The sequence below is a fragment of the Streptomyces sp. NPDC058045 genome, from assembly GCF_042885635.1.
Classification (GTDB): domain Bacteria; phylum Actinomycetota; class Actinomycetes; order Streptomycetales; family Streptomycetaceae; genus Streptomyces.
In genome coordinates this window covers 13,590-31,909 of record NZ_JBHVRR010000056.1, presented here as the reverse complement: position 1 = coordinate 31,909, position 18,320 = coordinate 13,590, and the positions used below count along the sequence as shown (strand labels likewise).

The 18,320-nt window shown below is 74.6% G+C and carries 10 protein-coding genes and 1 pseudogene; 3 read left to right on the top strand and 8 right to left on the bottom strand.

From position 1 onward, the window contains the following. Positions 1-65: 65 nt before the first annotated feature. Positions 66-1,850 (top strand): glycosyl hydrolase, encoded by a 1,785-nt coding sequence (locus tag ACFVST_RS25220; RefSeq protein ID WP_390155860.1) that lies wholly within the window; start codon positions 66-68, stop codon positions 1,848-1,850. Here the strand turns inward: ACFVST_RS25220 and ACFVST_RS25215 are convergent. Continuing rightward, entirely contained in the window at positions 1,841-2,377 is a 537-nt protein-coding gene (locus ACFVST_RS25215; protein WP_390155859.1) for an NUDIX domain-containing protein, read from the bottom strand. The two genes, ACFVST_RS25220 and ACFVST_RS25215, sit on opposite strands and share 10 nt — an antisense overlap. A 71-nt stretch (positions 2,378-2,448) precedes the next feature. On the opposite strand from ACFVST_RS25215, the gene ACFVST_RS25210 reads away from it, so the two are divergent. Further along, positions 2,449-3,306 (top strand): M15 family metallopeptidase, encoded by an 858-nt coding sequence (locus ACFVST_RS25210; RefSeq protein ID WP_390155858.1) that lies wholly within the window; start codon positions 2,449-2,451, stop codon positions 3,304-3,306. Positions 3,307-3,507: 201 nt separating this feature from the next. Here the strand turns inward: ACFVST_RS25210 and ACFVST_RS25205 are convergent, their stop codons facing one another. From ACFVST_RS25205 to ACFVST_RS25185, 5 genes and pseudogenes are all read right to left on the bottom strand, one after another. Then, the gene (locus ACFVST_RS25205; RefSeq protein ID WP_390155857.1) at positions 3,508-4,116 is read right to left on the bottom strand and encodes an ATP/GTP-binding protein; all 609 of its coding nucleotides are present in this window, start codon (positions 4,114-4,116) and stop codon (positions 3,508-3,510) included. Beyond that, positions 4,106-7,805: pseudogene (locus ACFVST_RS25200) on the bottom strand (hydantoinase B/oxoprolinase family protein); the annotation flags it as partial. The pseudogene ACFVST_RS25200 and the gene ACFVST_RS25205, both read right to left, overlap by 11 nt. 46 nt (positions 7,806-7,851) lie before the next feature. Beyond that, on the bottom strand, positions 7,852-8,247 hold the full coding sequence (locus ACFVST_RS25195) for a DUF742 domain-containing protein (protein WP_390155856.1): 396 nt from the start codon (positions 8,245-8,247) through the stop codon (positions 7,852-7,854). 9 nt (positions 8,248-8,256) lie between these two features. Continuing rightward, a complete protein-coding gene (locus tag ACFVST_RS25190; RefSeq protein WP_390155855.1) occupies positions 8,257-8,697 on the bottom strand; it encodes a roadblock/LC7 domain-containing protein in 441 nt (146 codons plus the stop codon). Continuing rightward, positions 8,694-11,678 carry a nitrate- and nitrite sensing domain-containing protein gene (locus ACFVST_RS25185; RefSeq protein WP_390155854.1) on the bottom strand — a complete coding sequence of 995 codons (2,985 nt, stop codon included), beginning with the start codon at positions 11,676-11,678 and terminating at the stop codon, positions 8,694-8,696. The genes ACFVST_RS25190 and ACFVST_RS25185 overlap by 4 nt, the downstream gene beginning before the upstream one ends. Before the next feature lie 497 nt (positions 11,679-12,175). Here ACFVST_RS25185 and ACFVST_RS25180 point away from each other — a divergent pair, with 497 nt between their 5' ends. After that, entirely contained in the window at positions 12,176-12,595 is a 420-nt protein-coding gene (locus ACFVST_RS25180; protein ID WP_390155853.1) for a hypothetical protein, read from the top strand. A gap of 63 nt (positions 12,596-12,658) precedes the next feature. On the opposite strand, the gene ACFVST_RS25175 is transcribed toward ACFVST_RS25180, so the two are convergent. Continuing rightward, the gene (locus tag ACFVST_RS25175; protein WP_390155852.1) at positions 12,659-17,359 is read right to left on the bottom strand and encodes a hypothetical protein; all 4,701 of its coding nucleotides are present in this window, start codon (positions 17,357-17,359) and stop codon (positions 12,659-12,661) included. A 38-nt stretch (positions 17,360-17,397) separates the two neighbouring features. After that, entirely contained in the window at positions 17,398-18,285 is an 888-nt protein-coding gene (locus ACFVST_RS25170) for a hypothetical protein (RefSeq protein ID WP_390155851.1), read from the bottom strand. Positions 18,286-18,320: the final 35 nt, after the last annotated feature.

Below are 18,320 nucleotides of genomic sequence, written 5' to 3'. Positions count from 1 at the left end.
AGGCGATTCTCTACTTCGAGATCGTCACGACGGCCATTCTTGCGGTCACCCGGATGTAGTCGGGGGTGCGTCCCGTCATCTGTTCGGCGAGCGCCCCGGTGCTGTGCTTCGCCCGCGCCACACTGCGCATCACGGTGGCGGTGGGCGGCGCCGTGTTCTGGGGGTGGGACGGGGCCGGGCCGCTGCCCTCGGAGGCGCTGTCGGGTGCCCCGCCGCGGCCGGACGCGCGGGCCGTGCTGGAGCCCGACACCGGCGGCGGCTGGCGGGTGGTGTCGGAGCGGGTCACGGTGGCCGTCTCGCAGCTCGGCGCGGTGGAGATCCGTACGCCGGGCGGGGTGCTGCTGCGGCGCGATCTGCCGCCGTGCTGGTGGGAACCGGTCGGCGGGGGCGGCGGACGGTGGCTCCAGAGCACCGAACTCCCCGCGGACGCCCGGGTGTTCGGCCTCCCGGGACCCGGTCCCCGGGCCGGCGCCCCGGCTCCCGTCACCGCGCCGCTGCTGCTGGTGGTGGCCGACGCCGCGAGCCACTTCGTGTTCCACGACACCGCGCGGGACGGCACGCTGAGCGTCCGGGACGGTGAGGAGGGCGCCGGTTCCGGGCACGACCGGCCGGGGCGGTGCGAGCTGCGGATGGCGGGCGGGCCGCTGCGCTGCTGGGTCGCGGTGGGCACCCCGACCCGCGTCCTGCGCACCTGGACCGCACTCCGCGGCGCCCAACCGCTGCCCCCTGACTGGGCGTTCGGCCACCACCATGTGCGGTACGACGACGACCGGGGCGAGGAGTCCCCGCGCCGGGCGGTGGAGCGGCACCGGGAGCTGCGGCTGCCGCTGGACGCGGTGCACATGGCGGGTGAACGGGGCGGCGAGGGCGGGGAGTTGGCGGGACTTACCCCGGATGGCTCACAACTCCCCCGGATCGCCGTCGAGTTGGCGGAGGCTGGGGTGTGGCTGGTGTCCTCGGAGGCGGCGGGCGGGCAGTCGGGCCAACAGGGCCTGCCAGGTGGGGTGTTGGCGCAGCACGGGCCACCGTTGCCGCAGACGTCCGAGGTGGCGCCGGTCGGGGACTGGGCGGGCCTGCGGGAGGCGTTGGGGCGGGTCCTGGGGCTGGGTCTGAGCGGGGTGCCGTATGCCGGGGTGGAGCTGGAGCTGGGTCGGCTGGAGGGTGAACTCCTGCTGCGAGCACTCCAGTTGGGGATTCATCTGCCGCTGCTGCGGACCGGCGGCGAATGGACCGGGCGGGCGGCTGAGGCGGCGCGCCCGCTGCTGGCCGAGCGGCAGCGGCTGCTGCCGTACCGGACGACGCTGGCGCGGACGGCGCGGCGGGGCGGGGTGCCCATGGTGCGCCCGGTGTGGTGGCAGACCCCGGCCGACCGGAGGCTGCGGGCCCACGAGGACACCTTCCTGCTGGGTGACGCCCTGCTGGTGGCGCCCGTACTCGCCGCGGGCGTAAGGGAGTTGGAGGTGCGGCTGCCGCGCGGACGCTGGTACGACACGGCGAGCGGGCGGCTGTACCGGGGGCCGCGCACCGTACGGCTGGCGGCGCCCCCGGAGCGGATTCCGGTGCTGGTGCGGGCGGGGGCAGTGCTGCCGGTGCGGGAGGAGGACGGCTCGGTGGGCCTGGAGGTGTGGGCCCCGCCCGAGGGCCGCACCGGCAGCGGGGTGTACGTACCGCAGCAGGGGGCGGACCGGGCGGCGGCCGAGCGGTACACGGCGCGCCGGGGGCCCGGGGGCCTGGTCGCGGTGGAACGCGAGGGCACCGGCGGGCCCGTCCCGGCGGCCCGCCCGGTCCGGATCCACGGCGACCAGGCCCCGCGGGACGGGACCCCCGAAGGCAGCGGACCTCAGATGTAGCGGCCCTCGAAGAACGCCTCCACGGCCGCGGTGTGCAGGGGGAAGGCGAGTGGGGCGGGGCGGCGCAGCAGGTGCCAGCCGTCGGTCTCGTCGGTGGAGTGCGTGGGCGGCAGTTCGGCGGCGGGCCGGTCGGGCAGCAGGCCGAAGAGGAGGAGATGCCCGTCGGCCGCGCTCATGGCGTCGGCCACCCGCACATCGCGGGGTGCCGCGTCGATGCCGGTCTCCTCCTTGAGTTCGCGGACCACGGCGTGCCGCCAGTCCTCGCGGTCGTCGACGAAGCCGCCGGGGAGGGCGATGCCGCCGCGGGCCGGTTCGTTGGTGCGGGTGATGACGACGAGGGCGGTGCCCTGGGTGTCGTAGACGGGCTGGAGGGCTACGGCCACCGGCAGGGGGTTGCGGTAGGCGGTGCGGCCGCACTCGGCACAGGTCCGGGGCCAGCCGGACAGTTCGCCCCGGTAGGGCGCTCCGCAGCTCGAACAGTGCGTGAACGAGGCGGAGTTGGGCGTCGGGAGTTGGGTAGCTGACACGCGGCGGACTGTAGCCGATCACTCGGACACCGTCTTCCCCGAGGCCCCCGGGACTGGTAGATGAGGGGGGCATGACACCATCTGTCTCCCTACGCGGAGCCCTCGGATATCCGCCCCGCCGGTCCGGGCGGCCCGGTCTGCTGCGGCGGCTGGCCGTGGCCGGGGCCGCGCTGCTCACCGCCACCGCCGTCGCCGCCCCCGCCGAGGCCCGGCCGGAACCGAAGGCGCCGCGCGAGTTCGTGGCCCTGTCCGACGTCGACCCGAGCATCCTCCAGGAGATGCGCTACTTCACCCCGCACGACTTCATCGGCGACCCGGTCGACGGCTACCGCCGCCCCATGTGCCTGCTCACCCGGGACACCGCCAACGCCCTGCACCGCGCCCAGCGCGCCCTGCTGCCGCGCGGCTACACGCTGAAGGTGTACGACTGCTACCGGCCGCAGCGGGCGGTGGACCACTTCGTCCGCTGGGCGAAGGACCTCGGGGACCAGCGGATGAAGGACGAGTTCTATCCGCGGGTCGACAAGTCCCGCCTGTTCGAGGACGGTTACATCGCCGAGAAGTCCGGGCACAGTCGCGGTTCGACGGTGGATCTCACCGTGGTGCCGCTGCCGGTGAGGCCCACCCGGCCCTATGTGCCGGGTGAGCCGCTCCAGGCCTGCTACGGGCCGCGGGAGCAGCGCTTTCCGGACAACTCCCTTGACATGGGCACCGGTTTCGACTGCTTCGACACCCTGTCGCACACCGACGACCCGCGGATCACCGGCACCCAGCGGGCCCACCGCGACCTGCTGCGCGGCGCACTGGAGCGGCAGGGATTCGTCAACCTGCCCGAGGAGTGGTGGCACTTCACCCTGAAGCCGGAGACCTTCCCCGACACCTACTTCGACTTCCCCGTCAGCCGCCGCTCGGTGACCCCCCGCCGGTGAACCGGCGAGAGGTCAACTCCCGTACGGCGCAGGGCCGGGGGGACATTCGGTTGCCGTCCCCGGTCTTGACGACCTGTGGCGGCCGGAGAAGACTCCCTTGGTGTCCGGCCACCGGACGTGACCGCCCCGGAGGGTGTGGACCTCAAGCCCACGGCTCGTACCCCGGTCGGCGGGGGTACGGGCCGTGGCCCCGTCCCGGGGTCAGCGGGCGGCCGGCTGGCGGGCCGTCCTGGGGCGCAGGGCGGCGGCGTGCTCCACCACCTCGATCAGGGTCTCCTTCACCGCCTCGCGGTCCCGCGCGTCGGTCAGGACCACCGGTACGCCCTGGTCCAGGTCGAGCGCGCCGCGGACCTCGTCCGGGGAGTGGCGGTCCGCGCCGTCGAAGCAGTTGACGCCGACCACGAACGGGATGCGGCGCCGCTCGAAGTAGTCGACGGCGGCGAAGCAGTCCTCCAGCCGGCGGGTGTCGGCCAGCACCACCGCGCCCAGCGCCCCCGTCGCCAACTCGTCCCACAGGAACCAGAACCGGTCCTGGCCGGGCGTGCCGAAGAGGTACAGCACCAGGTCCTCGCGGAGGGTGATCCGGCCGAAGTCCATGGCGACCGTGGTGGTCTTCTTGGCCTCGACCCCCTTGGTGTCGTCCAGGGGGCGCCCGGCCTCGCTCAGGCGCTCCTCGGTGCGCAGCGGCCTGATCTCACTGACCGCGCCGACCAGCGTGGTCTTGCCCACGCCGAAGCCGCCGGCCACCAGGATCTTGAGCGTGACGGGCTCCACCGGCGCCTTGCCCCGCTCCGACCGTCCGAAGATCATGCGTTCCCTCTCCTGCCTTGCTGTGGATCGGGCGGCGGGGGACCGTAACCGCCGCCGCCCGGGGTCTCGATGACGAGTACATCGCCCGCGGCCACCTCCGTGCCATCGCTCCCGGCGAGCCGCCGCACCGTGCCGTCGGCGCGCTCCACCCGGCCGGAACCGAGTGCTCCGGGCTTCCCGCCGGCCATGCCGTAGGGCGGGACGGCGCGGTGCTGGGAGAGGACGGAGAGGGTCACCGGCTCGCGGAAGCGGAGGCGGCGGACCGCGCCGTCGCCGCCCTTCCAGCGGCCCGCTCCCCCGCTGCCGGGACGCAGCGCGAACTCCTCCAGCAGTACCGGAAGCCGCCACTCCAGGACCTCGGGGTCGGTGAGCCGCGAGTTGGTCATATGGGTCTGCACACAGGGCGCGCCATGGAAGCCGTCGCCGGCCCCGGAGCCCGAGCCGACGGTCTCGTAGTACTGGTGCCGGTCGTTGCCGAAGGTGACGTTGTTCATGGTGCCGGAGCCCTCCGCCTGCGCTCCGAGTGCCTGGTAGAGGGCGCCGGTGACGGCCTGCGAGGTCTCGACGTTGCCCGCGACGACGGCGGCCGGGGGCCGGGGGTCGAGGAGGCAGCCGGGCGGCACCACGATGTGCAGCGGGCGCAGACAGCCGTCGTTGAGCGGGATGTCGTCGGCCACCAGGGTGCGGAAGACGTACAGCACGGCGGCGTCGACCACGGAGCGGGGCGCGTTGAAGTTGGTGGGGAGTTGGGCGGAGGTGCCGGTGAAGTCGACGGTGGCGGTGCGGTGTTCGCGGTCGACGGTGATCCGCACGCGCAGCACGGCCCCGGAGTCGGTGCGGTACTCGGCGGCGCCGTCCCGCAGCGTCCCGAGCACCCGGCGCACCGCCTCCTCCGCGTTGTCCTGCACATGCCTCATATAGGCCTGTACGGCGGGCAGTCCGAAGCCGGCGATCATCCGGCGGACCTCGTCCACGCCCTTCTGGTTGGCGGCGATCTGGGCGCGCAGATCGGCCAGGTTGGTGCCGGGGTTGCGGGAGGGGTGGCGGGCCGAGGTCAGCAGGGCGCGGGTCTCGTCCTCGCGGAACCGGCCGCCCTCCACCAGGAGCCAGTTGTCGAAGAGGACGCCCTCCTCCTCGATGGTGGTGCTGTCCGCGGGCATCGAACCAGGCGCGATCCCACCGATCTCCGCGTGGTGCCCCCGCGAGGCCACATGGAACAGCACCTCCTCCCCGGCCGCGTCGAAGACGGGTGTGACGACGGTGACGTCCGGGAGGTGGGTGCCGCCGTGGTACGGGTCGTTGACGGCGAAGCTGTCGCCGGGGCGCAGGGCGCCGCGGCGGCGCCGGATGACCTCCCGGACGCTGGTGCCCATCGAGCCGAGGTGGACGGGGATGTGCGGGGCGTTGGCGACGAGCCCGCCGTCGGGGTCGAAGAGGGCGCAGGAGAAGTCCAGGCGCTCCTTGATGTTGACGGACTGGGCGGTGGACTCCAGCCGGGCGCCCATCTGTTCGGCGATGGACATGAAGAGGTTGTTGAAGACCTCCAGCAGCACCGGGTCCACCTCGGCGCCACCCACCTCTTCAGAACTTTCTGTAGTCGTTTGGGAACTCTCTGTAATCACGGTCCGTTCCATGACCAGTTGCCCCTCGTGGTCGGCGGTGGCCTGCCAGCCCTCGTCGACGACGGTGGTGGAGCCGGACTCGGCGATGATCGCGGGCCCGGTGACGGTGTGTCCGGCGGCCAGCCGGTCGCGGTGGTGCAGCGGCACCTCGCGCCGGCGCCCGCCGGTGTGCAGAAGCACCGTCTCCTCGGCCGCGCCGTCACCATGCCCGGTGCCGGCCGCGCGGGGGGCGAGCGCGGACAGATCGGGCGGCCGGGAGATCCCGGTGGCCTCCACGGAGACCGCCTCCACGACGACGGGGCGGTCCAGGACGAAGGAGTAGGTGGCGCGATGCTGTGCGGTGAAGGCCTGGTGCATCGCCTCGGGGGCGGCGAGGTCCACGGTGAGCGTGGTGTCGGTGCCGTCGTAGCGGAGTTGGGCGCGGCGGGTGACGCGGACGCGGTCCTCGGGCACGTCCTCGGCGCGGAGTTCACCGCGCGCGGCGGCCTCCAGCCGGTCCGCGGTGGCGAGTACGGCGGGCATCGAGGCCTCGGCCAGGGGGCGTTCCACGGACTGCTCGCGCATGGCGGTGGTGTCGGCGAGCCCCATGCCCAGCGCGGACAGCACCCCGGCCAGCGGCGGCACCAGCACGGTGCGGATACCGAGGGCCTCGGCCACCCGGCAGGCGTGCTGCCCGCCGGCGCCGCCGAAGGTGGTCAGCGCATAGCGGGTGATGTCATGGCCCTTCTGCACCGAGATGCGCTTCACCGCGGCCGCGATATTGGCCACCGCGACCCGCAGGAAGCCCTCGGCGACCTGCTCCGGACCGCGGTCGTCGCCGGTGGCCTCGGTGATCTCGGCGGCGAGCCGCGCGAAGCGTTCCCGGACGCCCTCCGCGTCCAGCGGCTGGTCCCCGCCGGGCCCGAACACCTGCGGGAAATGGGCGGGTTGGATCCGGCCAAGGGCGAGGTTGGCGTCGGTGACGGTGAGCGGGCCTCCGGCGCGGTAGCAGGCGGGGCCGGGGTCGGCGCCGGCCGAGTCGGGGCCCACCCGGTAGCGGCTGCCGTCGAAGTGGAGCACCGAGCCGCCGCCCGCGGCCACCGTGTGGATGTCGAGCATCGGCGCCCGCAGCCGCACCCCGGCGATCCGCGTGGTGAGGACGCGTTCATAGGCGCCCGCGTAGTGCGAGACGTCGGTGGAGGTGCCGCCCATGTCGAAGCCGATGACCCGGTCGAAGCCGGCGCGTTGGGACATCCGCGCCATGCCGACGATGCCGCCGGCCGGTCCGGAGAGCACCGCGTCCTTGCCTCGGAAGTGCCCGGCCTGCGCGAGCCCCCCGTTGGACTGCATGAACATCAGCCGCACAGCGGGGAGTTCACCCTTGATCCGCCGCACATAGCGGTCCAGCACGGGCGAGAGGTAGGCGTCGACCACGGCGGTGTCGCCGCGCGGCACCAGCTTCATCAGCGGGCTGACCTCGCTGGAGAGGGAGACCTGGGTGAAGCCGATCCGCCGGGCCAGGGCGCCGACGGCCTGTTCGTGGGCGGGGTGCAGATGGCTGTGCAGGCAGACCACGGCCACCGCGCGGATGCCGTCCTCGTGGGCGCGGCGCAGCGGTCCGTCCAGGGCGTCCAGGTCGGGGGCGCGGAGCACGTCACCCTCGGCGGTGATGCGCTCGTCGATCTCCACCACGCGCTCATACAGCAGGGAGGGCAGCACGATCTCGCGGGCGAAGATCCGCGGGCGGTTCTGGTAGGCGATGCGCAGGGCGTCGCGGAAGCCTCGGGTGATGAGGAGAAGGGTGCGTTCTCCGGTGCGTTCCAGCAGGGCGTTGGTGGCGACGGTGGTGCCCATCCGGACGGAGTCGATCCGTGCGGGATCTACGGGTGCGGGGGCGGTGGCGCCGTGGTCCGGGGGTAAGGGGACGGACCGGGCGAGGAGGTGGCGGATGCCGTCGACGGCCGCGTCGGTGCGGTGGCCGGGCCGTTCGGAGAGGAGCTTGTGGGTGAGGAGGGTCCCGTCGGGGCGGCGGGCGACGACATCGGTGAACGTACCGCCCCGGTCGATCCAGAACTGCCAGCCAGTCACGTCTGCCTCCCGCCGGACGGTGCTTGCGCCACGGCTCCGAAAGCGCTCACAGCGCCCGGAGGCCGTTGATCACGTCGCGCAGAATACTCTCGTCCGGCAGCTCGGCCGGCGGGACCGGACGTGTCACATGGACCATCTCCTGGTCCACCAGATCCCCGATGAGTACCCGGACCACACCGATCGGGAGGTCGAGTCCGGAGGACAGCTCGGCCACGGACTGCGGGGTGCCGCGGCACAGGTCGACGATGTCGACATGCTCCGGGGAGAGCGCGGTCTCGCGGGCGAGGTCCCCGGTGCCCGGTTCGGTGACCACGACAGCGATCAGGTCCAGCCGGTGCTGCCCTCGGCTGGTGGTGCGGCCGCGCGTCATCGCGTAGGGGCGCACCACGGGGCCGGCCTCGTCGTCGTACCAGCTAGGGGTCTGCTGACCGTCAGCGTTCATGTCATCCCACTACCCACCGGTGGGGTACTCGGTGCGCGGAGCCGACGTCAGATGCGCGCCGACCCGCTTCACCAGCAGGGTCATCTCGTAGGCGACCTGGCCGACGTCGGAGTCCTGACCGGCGAGGACGGCGAGGCAACTGCCGTCGCCCGCGGCGGTGACGAAGAGGAAGGCCCCGTCGAGTTCCACGATGGTCTGGCGGACGCCACCGGCGTTGAAGTGGCGGCCGACGCCCTTGGCGAGGCTGTGGAAGCCGGAGGCGACAGCGGCCAGATGCTCGCTGTCCTCCCTGGTCAGATCCCGGGAGGCCCCGGTGGGCAGACCGTCGGCGGAGAGCACCACGGCCTTGTGGATGCTGGCGACGCGGCCCACCAACTCGTCCAGCAGCCAGTTCAGTTCGCCGTTGCCGCCGGTTCCGGTCAGGTGGCCGGCGCCATTGGGTGCGGTCATCGAGCGTCCCCCTCAGATGTCGTTCGCGCTGCGCCGCCGGTGTCGTCGGTGGCGGTGTTCTCCTCGCGGCCCCGCTGCCAGCCCCGCTGGAGCGAGGCCATCCGGTTGCGGACCTCGTCCGCGTCCCGGTCCGACGGGGCCTGCCCGGCGGTGGCGGACCGGTCGCGGTGCCGGTTCGGGTCGTCCCTGAGCTGCGGGGCGAGGCTGGCCTGCCGCACCCGCCGGGGCAGCGAGGCGGTCGGCGTGTCCACCGCCGGAACGGAGGGCGCCACCGGCCGGTCCCCCGCACCGGGGCCACCGGCGCCCTGGGCCGGCCCACCGTGTGCCGAACTGCCCTGCCACTGGCCCGAGTTGCGGGCCTCGGCGGGCGCGGAGCGGTCCTCGCGTCCGGTGATGTGCCCGGTGGTGCCCCCGTCGGGACCGGTCGTACGGTCATCGCGGCCGGCGAAGCGGCTCTCGCGGTGCGGCAGGCCGCGGCCGGCCGGGGCGGGGCCCGCCGCTGCCGGTCCCGCCGGGCCCGTGGCCGAGGGGCCGGCCGGTCCGCCGTGGGCAGTGGACTGGCCGCTGCGGCGGCGCCTGGGCAGCTCGCCGGGACGGGTCGGCGGCTCGAAGTCCGGCTCCCGGGGGCCGGTGACGGGGCGGCCGTGCGAGGAGACCAGCTTGGGCGCGGGGCGGCGGGACAGCGAGGGCTCCGCCGGGTACCGGTCGTCGTCGCCGCGGGCCGCGGGCCGCTGGTTCACCCGGTCGTCCGGGGCCTGCTGGTGCTCGGACGGCACCGGGGCCATGGGACGGCGGTGCCGGAAGATACTGCCGATCTCGCTGTCCTCGTCCCCGAGATCGCCCAACTCACCGAGGCCGCCCCGGTCTTCGCCCCGTGTCGCGTCCCGGTCGGTGCGGGTACGCGGCGAGGGCAGCGGCGGCTCCAGCTCGACCGGCCCGTCCAGGACATCCGCCGCCGGGTCCGCCGGCGGCGAGGGCATCCGGGTCAGGGTCATGGTGCGTTCCGCGGGCGGCTCGAAGTCCTCGTCACAGCCGTCCACCAGATCCTCGCCGCCCGCGTCGAGGCACAGCCCCGAACCGTCGCTGTCCTGGTCCTCGGTGAGCACGGTGTCCGGCAGGAAGACCACGGCCGTGGTGCCGCCGTACGGGGAGGGCTGGAGGGAGACGCGGATGTGCTGCCGCTGGGCGAGCCGGCTGACCACGAAGAGGCCGAGCCGGTCGGTGTCCGACAGTTCGAACTCGGGGGTCTCCGCGAGCCGGAGATTGGCGTCGAGCAGCAACTCGGGCGCCATACCGAGCCCGCGGTCGTGGATCTCCAGGGTGAAGCCGTTGGCGACCCGCTCACCGAGGACCTGGACCGCGGTGTGCGGCGGGGAGAACACCGTGGCGTTCTCCAGGAGTTCGGCGATGAGATGGGTGAGGTCCGCGACGGCGGGTCCGGCGACGGCGAGCCGCGGCAGCCGGCGCACCTCGATCCGCTCGTAGTCCTCCACCTCGGCGACGGAGGCCCGCACCACGTCCATCAACTGCACCGGTTTGCGCCACTGCCGGGAGGGCGCGGCGCCGGAGAGGATGACCAGGCCCTCGGCGTGCCTGCGCATCCGGGTCGTGAGGTGGTCGAGGCGGAACAGGTCGGCGAGCTCGTCGGTGTCCTCGGTCCTGCGTTCCATGGTGTCCAGCAGGGTGAGCTGCTTGTGCAGCAGGACCTGGCTGCGGCGGGCGAGGTTGACGAACACCTCGGAGACGCCGCGGCGCAACTCGGCCTGCTTCACGGCGGCTTCGACAGCGGCCCGCTGAAGGGTGTTGAGGGCCTGGCCGACCTCGCCGATCTCGGAGCGTTCGTAGCTCAGCCGGGGCGCCTCGGTCTCCAGGTCGATCTGCTCGCCCGCGGCCAGGCGCCGCATCACCCCCGGCAGCCGCACCCCGGACGCCTCGTGTGCCTCCAGCCGCAGCCGCCGCAGATCCCGCACCAGGCCGCGGCCGATGCGGACCGGCAGCGCCACGGACACCACCAGCGCCAGCAGGCCCACCACTCCGGCCAGCGCGGCCCGGATCAGGACGGCCGTGGCCTCCGGTTCCACCCGGTCGTGGTAGCGGAGCCAGGCCCCGTCATCGCGCTGGGCGAGGTCGGCCAGGACCTTGTTCGCGGCGTTGCTCCACTCCTTGGCGTCCAGGGCGGTCGGGGCGTCCGGGCGGGAGGTGGAGACGGAGTACTCGGCCTTGCGCAGCGGGTCGGTGTCGGCGCCCTGCCAGTAGCGCTCGTAGCGGTCCTGCTCGTCCCGCGGGAGTCGGCTCATGTCCATGCGGTAGAGCAGGTTGCGCTGGGCGATCAGGTCGGAGACGGTGCGGATCTCCTTGCCGGTGAACCGCTTCGCCACCAGCGAGGAGGCGATCAACGCGTCCTCACGGGAGAGGAATTCACGGGCCTGCGCGACGGTGACCAGGGCCCGGCCCTGCTCGGTGAGCTCCACGTCGTCGATGCCGGTGAGCCGGGACAGCAGGGTGTAGCAGGGGTCGACCAGCCTGTTGTAGAGGCCGAGGGCGTCCATCCGGTTGATGGTGCCCTCCTCGACGCTGCGGCGCAGCGAGCCCACCCCGTCGAGGCCTTCGACCAGGGCGTCCAGGCTGCGGCGCGCGTCCCCGTCGAGCTTGCCGCGGATGCCGGCGTCCTGGGCGTTGGCGTACAGCACGCCGAGGACTCCGTCGGTTTTCTGGCGGCTGCGGCGCAGCGCGGCCAGGGCGTTGGAGGCCCGCGGGTCGGCCAGGTAGATCAGGGTGCGGCGGCGTTCTTCCTGCAGGGCGCGAGCGGTGCCCTGGGCGGGAAGGCCCACCTTCTCGGCGGTCTGCCGGACGTTGAGCAGCTCTCTGGCCTCGCGGCCGGTGACCACGGTGGTGAAGGCCCAGATGGCGGTGAGGGCGAGCAGCGGCACGAGGAGCAGCACCACGATCTTCCGACGGATCGTCTTCCCGCGAAAGCGCATGGCCTCCCCCAGCTCGACCCCCTGCGGCCGGGGGTGGGCGTCTGTGCGTGGTTGATGTGTGCAGATGCGGTCAGCAAACGGCGCGAGCCTACTACTGACGGGGGACCAACTCGAAGGCCTGTCCTGATGCTTGTGCACGAGAACGCCGGGCGCTCATCCGCAGTTGTCCGGGCATTGCGGGAGATTGCCTCCCGACCGCGGGCCGACCCGCCTCGGTCCCAGCCGAAGGAGACCGGCCCGGTTGGCCGGAACTCGTCGCTCTGCGGGGAATCTTCGCGGCGCCCCGCTCGTCGTTACCAGTGGAGCGTGGGCACGCACGGGTGCGCGCGAGCACGCGCGTACGGGCAAGCGCGGCGGGCGTGAAGCGGGCCGAACCGGGCAGACACCAAAGTGCCGGACCGAAAGCTTCCGGCCCGGCGGTGTACGACCGGCGGCGCACGGAGGGGCGGCGGAACGGGGAGCGGGGCGGCGGTCCGCTGGACGGTGGGGAGACGAATGTGACGGGCACGGCAGACCGGCAGGTGCCGGAGCAGCAGCGGCTGTGGGTGGAGGACCCCGTGCCGCGGCGCCGGATGCCGGATCCGGTGCGTACCGCCGCGGTGCGTGCGGTGATCATCGTCGCGCTGACGCTGACCCAGGCGGTGACGGCGTTCCTGTGCACGCTGGCCGGGTCGTGGCTGGCGTTCCCGATGGTGCTGTCCAGTGTGGCGAGCACGGTGGTGGCCACCTGGGGGGTGCTCGATGTGTGGATCACCCGCCAGGTGTGGAACCAGCGGCACGGTGTGGTGTCCGCGCCCAGCAGCACGGCCCGCAGCCTGCGCCGGGAGCGGCGCCGGGCCCGGCGGGCGGCCCGCGCCGCCGAACGCAAGCAGAACCGGATACGCCGCGGCCGCTCCGGCCGCCTGTCCCACCCGTGACCTGCGGCCCGGCGGGGCCGCGCAGCCTGTGCCACCCGTGACCCGGCGGCCCGGCCGGGTCGCTCAGCCGGTGTGCGGTTCGGACGGCGGGCGTTTGTACATGCGGGTGGCGGTGATCTCGCCGTGCACGGCCTCCTCGCCGGTCCGCTGCTGCGGCAGCCCCGGCCGCAGATGCTCCTCGACGCTGATGTACTTCAGCCCGGCCCGCAGGTCCGCGTCGTTGCGCAACCGGATCACCAGGGGGAATTCGGCCAGCGCCGTGGTGTCGAAGAGGCCGGTGGTGTACAGGAGTTGGACACCGAGCGCGTCGGCCACCGCGCGCTGGAGCTCCAGCAGATACGTGGCGTTGGCGCGGCCGATGGGATTGTCGAGGAAGAGGGTGCCGGCGTGCCGGTACTTGTCGTGGCCGCGGTCGTTGGAGCGCAGTGCGGCCATGGTGCAGTAGAGCGCGATGGCCGCGGTGAGCAACTGCCCGCCGGAGAACACATCGCCCATCTGCCCGACCGGTACCCGCTCCGCGCGCAGCACCGCGTCCGGTTTGAGGATCTCCACGGCCACCCCGCGCGGCTGGAGTGCGGCCTGCACCCCGCGCAGCAGCAGGGACATACCGTCCCGGCGCAGGTCGGAGTTCTTCCGGACGGCGGCCCGGGTGGCCTCGTCGATGACCTCGCCGAGGCGTTCGGCCAGGGTGGCCTGATCCGGCTCCTCGAAGCGGATACGGAGGAACTCCTGCCCGGACCACTCGCCGAGGCCCTCCGGCAGCCGGGACAGCCGCTGTGCCGAACGGAGCGTGGCGAGGGCCGATTCGACCAGGCCGCGGAGCCGGTCCACGATGCTGTCGCGGTTGCGTTCCAGTTGGGCCAACTCGTCGGTGAGGACGCGCAGTCGCGGGGCGAAGGCCTCCGCCCACTTCGCGGCGTGCTCGGGCAGGGCGGCCGCGGGCAGTTCGCGGATCTGCTGGCGGGCCGGGGTGCGTACCTGCTCGTAGCGGGTGGAGTTGGCGTGCCGCACCAGGATGTCGGAGGCCTCGCGGACCGCGGTCTCGGCGGCCGACAGATCGGCGGCGCAGCCGCGCAGTGAGCGGCGTGACTCGGCCGCGGCCCGCCGCGCCTCGTCCAGGGTGCCGGGGTGCGCCTCGGGCTCCTCCTGGGGGTGCTGCTCCTCGGTGTCCTGGTGGTCGCGGAGCAGGTCGCGCAGCAGGGCGGCGGTCTCCTCGAAGCCGCCGGTGGCGTCCTCGGCGGCCCGGTGCGCGGCGAGCAGTTCGGTGTGCGTCTCCCGCGCCCGGTCCAAGTCCTGGGCGTGCGCGGCGAGTTCGGCGGTGGCGGTACGCAGCAGGGTCTGGGCGTGGTCGGTGCCGGCGGGGTGCAGTTCCTCGGGGAGGTCGGTGTGGGCTTCGCCGTCCTGCGGGGCGAGGCGTTCGGCTTCGCCGCGGAGCCGGCCCAACTGCTCGCTGGCGGTGGAGGCGCGGGCCTCCAGCAGGTGGACATGCTCCTCGGCGCGGGCGGCGGCAGCCTGCCGGGAGGGCCCGTCGGCGCCCTCGGGGGCGGCGAGGAGCTGGGCGGCGCGGGTGCGGACCTTGTTGCTGAGGCGGTCGAGTTCGGCGAGGGCGGCGGACTCGTCGCTCTCCGCGCGGGCCTGCTCGGCCCGCAGATCGGCGCCGACGCCGACCTTCTCGTACAGCTGGGAGGCGGCACGGTACGCCTCGCGCAGTGCGGGCAGGGCCTCGGGGGCGGGGCCGTCGGCTCGCTGAGCGTCCGCGGCCGCGGGGTCGGGCAGGTCGTCGGGGGCGCCGGCGATCTCGGCGCGTTCGGCGCGCAGGGTGCGGGCGGTGCGGCGGGCGTCGTCGGCGGCGCGCTGGGCGGCCCTGCGGTCCTCGTCGGCGGCGCGGGCCCGCTCCAGGCAGAGCTGCGCGCGGGCCTCGAACTCGGCGCTCTCGTCGGCGAGTTCACGGAGCCGGACCTGCCAGCCGGCGCGCTCCCGGAGGCGGAAGGCGAGCCCGGCGAGGGCGTCGGCGTTGCGGCGGGCCCGCTGGGCGGCGTCCTGCCGTTTCTCGCGGACGGCGGCCGACTCGGCGGCGGCCTGGTCGGCCTCCGCGCGGGCGGTGCGCGCCGCGGCCAGCTCCGCGCCCGTCCCGGTGGCGAAGGCGCGGGCGGCGGCGGCCGATTCGGCCAGCTCGGCGAGACGGCCCGCGGGGCGGTCACCGCGCCAGGAGGCGAGGCGGGCGGCCAGCTCCCGGTCCTTGGCGAGGCGCCCGGCCAGGGCGCGGATCTCCTCGTCGCGCTGCCCGGTGCGGGCCCGCAGCGCGTGCCGTTCGGAGTCGGCGGCGTGCTCGTCGTGCATGGCGGGATTGGGCGGTACCAGGAAGACCTGGCCTGGGGCGGGGGCGCCGTCCGCGGGGGCGGGGGCGAGGAGGGCGGCGGCGGTGCCGACGGCGACGGCGGAGCGGGGCAGCAGTGCGGCTTCGGCGAGGATCTCGCGGGCCCGGCCGTGGGTGCCGGGGTCGGTGATGACGACGCCGTCGACCAGTTCGGGGCGGGCGGCGAGTACCCGGGCGTGGTCGGCCGGGTCGACGGCCTGGGCGAGATAGCGCCAGCCGGGCAGGGCGGGGATGCCGTGCTCGCCCAGGTACTCGACGGTGGCGAGCACATCGGGGCCGGGGGGCAGCAGTCCGCCGTCGCCGAGGGCGCCGAGGATGCGGGCGTCGTCGGCGGCGGCGGTCCGCAGCTCGAAGAGCTGGCGCTCGGCGGCGGTGACGCCCTCGTCCAGCAGGCGGCGCAGTTCGTCGGCGGCCCGGTCGAGTTCCTCCGCGGTGAGGGGGCGGGGCGCGGCGGCGTCTCCGGTGGCGGTGTCCGTACCGGCCGATACGGCGCCGCGCTGGCCGGGAACGGGGGCAGTGGCAATAGCAGGGGACGTCAACGGGCCGGGCAGGCCGAGGAGTTCGGCGAGGCGGTCCTCCTCGGCGAGGGCGGCGGCGGTGCGGTACTCGTCGTGGTGGGCGCGCTCGGCGGCCTCCGCGGCGTCCGCGGCGCGGGCCGCGGCCAGCTCGGCCCTGGTCTCCGCGGCGGCGGCCTCCCGGGCGGCCGCCGCGGTACGCGCCGCCTGCTCGCGGGCCTGGTCCCAGGCGGCGACGGCGGACTTCTCCGCGTCGCTGGCGGCGAGCGCGGCACGGGCAGGGTCCGCGTCGGGCGCCGAGTCGTCGAGCCAGCCGGCGCGTACCGCCTGGGCGGTCTCCTGCTCGACCTCGGTGAGGCGCTGGCGCAGATGCTGGGCCTCGCTGCGGGCGCGCTGGGCCTCGGTGGCGGCGGCGGTGGCGTCCCGGTGCGCCGCCTCGCCGGTGTCCTGGAGTGCGGCGGAGCGCTCCTCGCCGTCGTTAGCGAGGTGTTCGGCGTCCGCGGCGGCGGTGTGCAGGGCGCGCACCAGGTCGGTGGCGGCGCGGGCGCGGGCGGCCAGTGCGGGTGCCGCGTCCCGCTCCGCCTCCCGGATGGCGACGGCGACCCTGGCCGAGCGGTCGGCGGCCGCCCGGTGCCGCAGTACCGCCTCGGCGGCCTGCCAGGCGGCGTACAGGGTGCGGGCGTCGGCCAGCTCCCGCTTCTGCGCGGCGGCGGCCTTCTCGGCGCCGGTGAGCGCCAACGAGGCGTGCCGGTAGGCGAGTTCGGCGGCGATCCGGGCGCTGCGGGAGCGGGTGGCCTCGGTGTCGGTGACGGCGCGGGCGGCGCCGGCGACCCGCTCGGCGAGGTCGGCAGCCCGGCCCCGTTCGTGGGCGCCGCGGGCGGAGAGGCGGCGGGCCAGGGTGCGGGTGCGGCGCTCCGCCGCGGCGTGCACCTCCCGGGCGCGGGCGCGGGCCGCGGCGGCGTCCACGATGCGGCCGAGGAGGTCCACCGAACCGGCGGTGAAGTCGCGTTCCGCGATCAGTTCGGCACGCCGTCCGAGTTTGCCGCCGAAGCCGCTGACCAGGTCGGCGAGGCCGTCGGTGTCGCGGGTGTCGGTGACGGCGCGCAGCAGCAGATCGGTGAAGTCGGAGTCCTTCTTCACCGCGAAGAGCCCGGCCGCCTCGCCCTCGTCGGCGTTCATCTCCCGCTGGTAGCGGAAGAGTTCGGGGTCCAGGCCGAGGGCGCCGAGGTGCTCGGTCCAGCGTTCGTGGGTCTCCTCCCACACCACGTCGAGATGCGGGTACGCCTTGCCGGACTCGGTGAGCGCGTCGCGGAAGCCCTTCATGGTGCGGCGGCGGCCTCGGGCGCCGGACGTGCCCTCGGCGGCGGGGCGTACCGCGGTGGACTCGGCGACGGGCAGGTTGTCCAGGCTGAGGCCGGGGCCGGGGCGGAACGAGTACCAGGCCTCGGCGAACTTCCGCGGGTCGCTGGAGACTTGGCGCCCGCGCCACTCGCTGACCTTGCCCGCCACCACGCACTCGCCGGTGCGGGTGTGCTGCCACTCCAGGGCGACGTGCCCGCAGTCGTCGGCGAGGAGGAACTTGCGCAGCACGCCGGAGCTGGCGCCGCCGAGGGTGTTGCGGTGGCCGGGCAGCATCACCGAGAAGATCAGCTTCAGCAGGACGGACTTGCCGCCGCCGTTCTCCAGGAAGAGCACCCCGGCCGGGGCGGGGCGGCGCGGCGGCCCGACCGGCTCGTCCGCGAAGAACTCGGCCTGGGCGGGCGCCGGGTCGGGCACCGTCTCACCGACGCCGCGCAGGTCCAGCACGGTGTCGGCGTAGCGGGCGCCGGCGGGTCCGATGGAGTAGAGGCGGACCCGGGACAGCTCGTACATGGCGGCGGACTCTCGTGGTGGGGGAGGTGGGGCGGGGGTCAGGAGTGGAAGGGGAGCCCGGCGCCGGCGACCGGCTCCAGGTCGTCGCCGTCCTCGGGTGGCAGCAGGGTGGCGCTGCCGTCGCTGACCGGCACGATGCCCAGCTCCAGCAGCTCGGCGAGGGCGGCGCTGCCCGCCATGTCGCGGACCTGGAGCTGGTAGCGGGCGGTGGTGCGGTAGGTGCCGCCGGACTCGTCCCCGGTGCGCTGGAGGAAGCCGGAGTCGGTGAGGAAGGCGACGGCCTTGGCGACGATGCCGGTGGTGGAACCGGCCAGCCGGCGGGCGTCCTTGGTGGCGCCGGTGGCGCTGCGCCGCGCCCACACCCGCCAGGCGGCCTCAAGTCCCGGGGCGCCGGTGGCCGGGTCGGTGTTCTCGCCGCGCTCCTCGGCCCGCTCCTCAAGACGCCGGCAGGCCTGCCGTACGAAGGCGTCGACGCCGTTGACGGAGAGGCGCCCGATGTAGCCGTCGTCGGCCAGGTCCTCCGGGCGGGGGAAGGCGAGTGCGGCGACCGCGAGATGGGCCAGGCCGTGCAGGAAGCGGTCGGTGGAGTCGGTGCCGGCGCGGCGCGCGTAGTCGCCCATGCGGACCGCGAAGAGGGAGTCCTCGGCGGCGGTGACGGCCATCCCGGCGCGCGGCGACACCTCCAGCACGACCAGGCCGAGGCCGGTGGCGACGGCGTCCGCGACGCGGGCGAAGGGCGGGTCCTCTCGGTAGCGCCGCAGCAGCTCGCCGTACTCCTGGTCGCGGGCGGGCTGGAGCCGGGGTTGGAGGCCGAAGGAGACCAGACGGGCCGCGTCGGCGGCGTCGGCCGGGGTGAGCGGTGCCGCCCCCGGCGGCCGCCCCTCGGGCTCCCCCCACGGGCCGCTCTCCACCGGGTGATCGCTCACGACTGCTGCTCCTCGCTGGGTGTGGTTCCGTTGGG

Coding starts and splice junctions, on each gene's coding strand:
- ACFVST_RS25205 (WP_390155857.1), bottom strand. CDS start 4,116: ATGATCTTCGGACGGTCGGAGCGGGGCAAGGCGCCGGTGGAGCCCGTC.
- ACFVST_RS25190 (WP_390155855.1), bottom strand. CDS start 8,697: ATGACCGCACCCAATGGCGCCGGCCACCTGACCGGAACCGGCGGCAAC.
- ACFVST_RS25195 (WP_390155856.1), bottom strand. CDS start 8,247: ATGAACGCTGACGGTCAGCAGACCCCTAGCTGGTACGACGACGAGGCC.
- ACFVST_RS25210 (WP_390155858.1), top strand. CDS start 2,449: ATGACACCATCTGTCTCCCTACGCGGAGCCCTCGGATATCCGCCCCGC.
- ACFVST_RS25175 (WP_390155852.1), bottom strand. CDS start 17,359: ATGTACGAGCTGTCCCGGGTCCGCCTCTACTCCATCGGACCCGCCGGC.
- ACFVST_RS25185 (WP_390155854.1), bottom strand. CDS start 11,678: ATGCGCTTTCGCGGGAAGACGATCCGTCGGAAGATCGTGGTGCTGCTC.